A 6206-nucleotide genomic window follows, 5' to 3' on the forward strand; every position below is an offset into this window, starting at 1 on the left:
CAGCCTTTTTGCAAAATGGCGCAACAAGTTTAACCCATTAGTCTAGGAAATTAAAGCTATCTAAATCCATCGCCATTAACTCGCTTGGTGCCAACATGCTCTCTGAGTGACCTGAGGCGCGTGGCAATAGTTTTTCAAAATAGAACTCAGCGGTTTTGATTTTGGCTTCATAGAATTCTTTGGTTTCGCTACCGCCATTTTTGAGCTTGTCATACGCCACCGCTGCCATACGTGCCCAGTGATAGCCCATGATGACGTAGCCTGAGTACATTAAGTAATCATCGGATGCCGCTGAGACGATTTCACGGTCTTTACGCGCTGTGAGCATAATACGTGTGGTGAGGGTATTCCACTCTGCACAGTATTTGGTCAATTCCCAAACAAATTTACGCATGCCTTTGTCTAGGGCGTATTCACTACACCATTTCATGATATTGGCGGTGTAATCAAGCAGCACTTTGCCTTTTGATTGGATTAACACTTTACGACCTAGTAGGTCAAGCGCTTGTACGCCTGTGGTGCCTTCATACAAGGTTGAGATACGCGCATCACGAGCGATTTGTTCCATGCCCCATTCTTTGATATAGCCATGACCGCCGTAGATTTGCATACCATGTTTGGCACATTCAATGCTTAGTTCAGTTAAGAAGCCTTTAAGTATTGGGGTATAAAAGCCCAATTTATCATCCCATTTGTGGAACGCAGCATCGTCACCGAGCATCGCTCCTTCAAACATCTTGTCAGCATAGCGTGATGCGTGATAAATCATTGAGCGCGCACCTTCTGAGAAGGCTTTTTGGGTGAGCAGCATGCGCGCAACATCGGCATGATGGATAATCGCATCAGCCACTTGGTTTGGCTCTTTGGTACCTGATAGGGTACGCATTGAGCGGCGTTCTTTGGCGTAGGGCAATGAGTTTTGGAAAGCCAATTCCATATGCGCTAAGCCTTGCATGCCTGTGCCTAGGCGGGCAGTGTTCATAAAGGTAAACATGGCTTTTAAGCCTTTATTCGGCTCACCGATTAAATAGCCGGTTGCATTATCAAAGTTGAGTACCGCAGTTGCTGATGCTTTGATACCCATTTTGTGCTCAATTGAGCCACAGTTAACCGTATTACGCTCACCAATGTCGCCGTTTTCTGTAACCAAGAATTTTGGCACGATAAATAACGAAATACCCTTGGTACCTGCAGGCGCATCGGGTAGGCGTGCTAAAACGATATGCACGATATTTTCTGTTAGGTCATGTTCACCGGCTGAAATAAAGATTTTGGTACCACTAATCTTATAAGTACCATCGTCTTGTGGGATTGCTTTGGTTTTAACTTGACCCAAGTCGGTACCACATTGTGGCTCAGTCAAGCACATGGTGCCCGACCAACGACCTTCTACCAAGGCTGGCATATAAGTGGCTTTTTGCTCAGGGGTGCCGTATTGCATGATGGTATTCATACAGCCCACCGACAGTCCTGGATACATGGCAAATGCCCAGTTTGCCGTGCCCATCATTTCACTTTTGATGAGGTTGACTGACATTGGCATATTTAAGCCACCAAATTCTTCAGGAAACGGTATGGCTTGATACCCAGCTTCAACGAACATATCATAAGCTTCTTTAAAGCCTTTTGGCGTGGTGACAACACCCTTGTCAAAATGGCAGCCTTCAGCATCGCCTGATTGGTACAGTGGCATCAACACATTGCTACAATAATCCGCAAAGCTCTCAAGCATCATATCGACGGTTTCAGGATCGGCATTTTCACCAGATTTTAAGGTTTTGTAATGTTCGGGGTAATTAAATACTTCATTGGTTAAGAAGCGAATATCACGCAGGGGGGCTTTATATGATAATGGCATACGCTGAAATCCTTTTAATGGGCTATTAACTAAGATAAAAAGAGAAAGGTAAAAATAAGTCCGCTCAGTATAAAGGTATTTGCCACTAAAAGCTTCAAATCATAATAAATATTCATAAATAATACTGATTATCATAAAATTATTTTATGATTTTGTGGTGCAAAGCTTCGCATGGACAAGAATGCAACAATTACCAACTACCTTAAACGCATTCGTTTTATTTAAACTTTACCAAAGATATTAAACAACCAAACGTATTGAAAAATCATTTGTGAGCCACTCTTGCCAAATCTTCCCAATCCATCCCCTAATCCATCGCTAGCTAATAAGCCGACACTGCCAGCCAAACCTGCACCGACATCACTCAACAAACGCGAACGCGGCGCCGTGCTGTGGTCAATTATCAAAAAATTATCCGTTTTTGCAAAACCTTATCACTCATTAATCATAGCGACGCTGCTACTTACGGTGATTGGTTCATTTGCCGCACAGGTCAATGCCTTTGTACTGCGTTACACGGTCGATCATTTGACCGAGATTCTCAAGCTCAGCGAGCCGTGGCAGGAAGGTGCAAAACTGCTCACGACTATCAGCATCGTGCTACTGCTCAAAGAACTGTTGTACGCGGCAATCAGCTTTGGACAGCGCTATTTTGGTGAAAAAATCCGTATTAATTTATCCCGAGATTTATCGCAAAAAGTCGTGGCGCGTATTTTAAGTTACCGCATGGGGTTTTATACCCACCCTGATAACGACAGTGGTAAGCTGCAGACACGCATTGATTTGGGTGTCAGTAGTCTGACGCGCTTGGTGCAAAACTTCTTTATTGATATGTTACCGTTATTTGCCAATGCGATTGTAGCGCTAGTAGTGATGTTTAGCGCCAATGTGTGGGTGGGGATGGTAGGGCTGGTCATTGTGCCGATTTATTTTTATATCAGTCAAAAACAAGCCACGCGCTTGCAAGGCTTTCGTCGGCAGATGCGCCACTATCGAGAGAGCAAAAGCGAGCAAATCATTTCGCTGATTAACGCTATTACCGTGATCAAATCCTTTGTCCGCGAACCGATTGAAGCGCAAAAACATTTTGCCATTCAAAAAGAGATGACCGATAACCAACTCAAAACGCGCGGTATTGGCTTTGGCTATGATGCACTCAAAAGCTTTATCGAGCAGATTGGTGTGGTGGCGATTATTATTTTAACCGCGTATTTTGTGCTTGATGGGCAGATGACCATTGGCATGATTATGTTTCATGTATTGTTATTTCAAAACGTGGCATCGCCCATTCGCCAGTTGCATCGTATCTACGATGAGGTCAATGATGCCCTGACTTATGCCGAAGGGTTTTTTGATATTTTAGAAGATGATAGCCAAATCGAAGTGGTAGGCGGTGCCAATCCTGCGACGGTACAGGGTGATATCGAACTTCAGCACGTCGATTTTGTGTATCCCAACGGCAACCAAGCCCTGCAGGATGTCAGCTTTCGCATTCGGCGTAACCGAATTACCGCGTTGGTCGGCTTGAGCGGTGCAGGTAAAAGCACCATTATCAATCTGTTGGTAAAATTTTATCAGCCCACGCACGGGCGAATTTTGCTCGATGGCAAGGATTTGCAAGACTATGATACCCATGAGCTACGCCAACAAATCGGTTTGGTGTTGCAAAAAAACCATATTTTTGGCGGGACTATTGAAGAAAATATTCGTTATGGCGATTTAACTGCTAGCCAAGCTCAGATTGAGCAGGCAGCAATACAAGCCTCTATTCATGAACAAATCATCCAGTTGCCCAAAGGCTACCAAAGCGAAGCCAAATCCTTGTCAGGTGGACAGCAGCAGCGTATTGCACTGGCACGTATGTTTCTCAAAAATCCGCCGATTGTGTTTTTGGACGAGCCGACCGCAAGTCTAGATGCCATTGCCAGCCAGCAAATCAAGCGCAGTTTGGATTTAATCAAACAAAACCGCACGGTGATTATCGTGTCGCACAATATCGCGCAGATTATTGACGCTGATGATTTGGTGGTCATCGAGCAAGGGCGCGTGGTGGAGACAGGCACGCATGATGAACTATACCGCAAGCAAGGCAAATACTATGAGATTTTTAATGCCATGTCCGATAGTTTAAATCTTGATAAAATCACCCAAACGTTAGACAGTCATTAATTTAGCGTTCATCATGCAGGCTTAGCATGCGTACTGGTGGCGCTGAGCGAATTTACGCCGTAACCCTGCTGACTTAAATTTATGCTACCATAACTGTTTTGTCATATTTACCCAACTTCACCCAACAAGTTAGTCAATACTCATGGAATCTCAAGTCTTAAAAATATTTTTGGCACTGGTGGTACTGGTCAATCCATTTGCCGCGTTATCGTTATTTATTGACATCACCAAAGACGCCAATCGACAACAAACTCGCAAAGTTGCACTGATTTCAGCCATTACTGTGTTTGTGACCATCGCGATATTTTCGTTGGCAGGCGAGCCTATCTTAAAGGTGCTGGGGATTTCGCTTGGCTCATTTCGTATCGCAGGCGGTATCTTGGTATTGATTATTGCCATTGGCATGATGAATGGCGCTGGCAATGTTGCCAAACCGCATGTCGGAAAATCCGGGGATTTAAATGGGGTGGCGTTTCAAGGGGCGGCATCTGCCGTGGTGCCATTGACGATTCCGATGGTGATTGGTCCTGGTGGGATTTCTACCGTGATTATTTATGCCGCGAGCGGACATAGTTATTTTAATATGCTAGCGATTATCACCGCAGGTTTGATTATCAGTATTATCACTTATCTAAGCTTTATGGCAGCGGGGCAGGTAAGTCGTTTTTTAGGTGATACCGGGCTTAACGTGCTCAATCGTATCATGGGGATGCTACTTGCGGCCGTTGCAGTGGAGATTTTTGTTGGCGGCTTAAAAAGTGTATTTCCGCAGTTGTTGTAAGTTCAGTGGTTCGCTCAATAATTTATCACAGCACCCCTTAAGCATTATGCATTGTAGTCCCTGTGTTAATATCATAAATTATGCTTGATTTTTACCGTGAAAGTCGCCATTTTAATAATCATGCAAGATGCCAAAACCTGTTAATAAGCTGTCAACAAGCTTTTAAAAAGATGCAAGCGTTAAACTATGCTTACGTTGATTAAAGCGATATGACAGGGTGACTAACAGGTTGCTTAGCCTAGTTCATAAGATAGTTACTAAGGTAGTAACCAAAATAGTCACTGGTGCGGATAAAAGATTGAGGAGCGACGATGCAAAAAGATGCAAAAACAGATTACCAAAGCCTACTGCAAGCGGCAAAAGAGGCCAAAGCAGAAGCGATGATGCTAGAGTTTATCGAGCAAGCTGACGGCAAAATGGTACTACGTACCTCGAATGACGAATCAGAAAACTTGGTAAGTATTGAATTTTCTGACAAAGTGAAAGAACTGTTGGGGGATGATACCCAGTTGATTGGTCAAAGTATGATTCATGCGGCCATTCAAACTTTAATGCAAAAACAGCTCTCGCAGTGGCATGCCAATGTGTATGATGAAGAACCCGTACATTACAGTTAATGCGTAACGCCTATTCATTGGTTTTTTGAGCCCATAAGATTAAAGCCTTATGGGTTTTTTTGTGCTTGGATTTTTTATTTGTGGGCAAATCCTTTATAATTAGCCATAATTTTTCTTCTGTGTTTCACTTATCAAAAAGAGCCGCCACCATGCCTATGCAAACCGCCAATTTTCATACCATCAATCATTCCAATTATCCTGTCAAAACCATTGGGATTTTAGGTGGCGGACAGCTAGGTATGATGTTGGCGCAAGCGGCGTTACCGCTGGGCATTCGCTGCGTGTTTTTGGAGGATAGTGGCAATTGCCCGGCACGCTTACTGGGCAAAGTGTTTAGTAGCGAGCAATTTGAAGATTTTGCCCAAAGCTGTGATATTTTTACCTTAGAATTTGAAAACACCCCGCTCAAACCTGCCCAGTTTTTGGAATCGACCAAAACCTTGTACCCGTCGTCATTTGCGCTATCAGTGGCACAAGATCGGTTAAATGAAAAAAACTTGTTTAACCAATTAGATATCGCCACCGTGCCTTTTATGGCAGTGCATAATAAAGCCGATATCCAAGCCGCTGCCGACAAATTGGGACTACCCTTGGTGCTCAAAACCACACGCGGGGGCTATGATGGCAAAGGGCAGTTTGTGGTCAAATTCGCTGACCAAATCGACACAGCGTGGGCAGAACTTGGTGACGCAACCAAAACAGCGCCGCTCATTGCCGAAGGCTTTATTCACTTTGAGCGCGAAGTATCTATCATTGCAGTGCGCGCCCAAAACGGTGAAAT

The 6206-nt window shown here is 44.1% G+C and carries 5 protein-coding genes; 4 read left to right on the top strand and 1 reads right to left on the bottom strand.

Features of this window, described 5'->3' with window-relative positions:
- Window positions 1-37: 37 nt before the first annotated feature.
- Window positions 38-1858 carry an acyl-CoA dehydrogenase C-terminal domain-containing protein gene (locus tag RT143_RS05900; RefSeq protein ID WP_313091804.1) on the bottom strand — a complete coding sequence of 607 codons (1821 nt, stop codon included), beginning with the start codon at window positions 1856-1858 and terminating at the stop codon, window positions 38-40.
- A gap of 387 nt (window positions 1859-2245) precedes the next feature.
- Between RT143_RS05900 and RT143_RS05905 the strand changes: the two genes are divergently transcribed.
- From RT143_RS05905 to RT143_RS05920, 4 genes are all read left to right on the top strand, one after another.
- Complete coding sequence (locus tag RT143_RS05905; protein ID WP_313091810.1) at window positions 2246-4027, top strand: ABC transporter ATP-binding protein; 1782 nt, start codon at window positions 2246-2248, stop codon at window positions 4025-4027.
- A gap of 142 nt (window positions 4028-4169) precedes the next feature.
- Window positions 4170-4808: a MarC family protein gene (locus RT143_RS05910; protein WP_007117140.1), complete on the top strand. Its 639-nt coding sequence runs from the start codon at window positions 4170-4172 to the stop codon at window positions 4806-4808.
- Between the two features lie 311 nt (window positions 4809-5119).
- Window positions 5120-5425: a hypothetical protein gene (locus RT143_RS05915; RefSeq protein ID WP_050324585.1), complete on the top strand. Its 306-nt coding sequence runs from the start codon at window positions 5120-5122 to the stop codon at window positions 5423-5425.
- Window positions 5426-5580: 155 nt separating this feature from the next.
- A partial coding sequence (locus RT143_RS05920) for an ATP-grasp domain-containing protein (protein WP_313091811.1) occupies window positions 5581-6206 on the top strand: 626 nt, incomplete at its 3' end.

This window comes from Moraxella sp. CTOTU48268, assembly GCF_032069585.1.
GTDB classification, from domain to species: Bacteria; Pseudomonadota; Gammaproteobacteria; order Pseudomonadales; family Moraxellaceae; genus Faucicola; species Faucicola cinerea.

What these genes read in the sequence shown, in the direction of transcription:
- RT143_RS05900 (WP_313091804.1), bottom strand. Translation starts at nt 1,858, where the DNA reads ATGCCATTATCATATAAAGCCCCCCTGCGTGATATTCGCTTCTTAACC.
- RT143_RS05910 (WP_007117140.1), top strand. Translation starts at nt 4,170, where the DNA reads ATGGAATCTCAAGTCTTAAAAATATTTTTGGCACTGGTGGTACTGGTC.
- RT143_RS05915 (WP_050324585.1), top strand. Translation starts at nt 5,120, where the DNA reads ATGCAAAAAGATGCAAAAACAGATTACCAAAGCCTACTGCAAGCGGCA.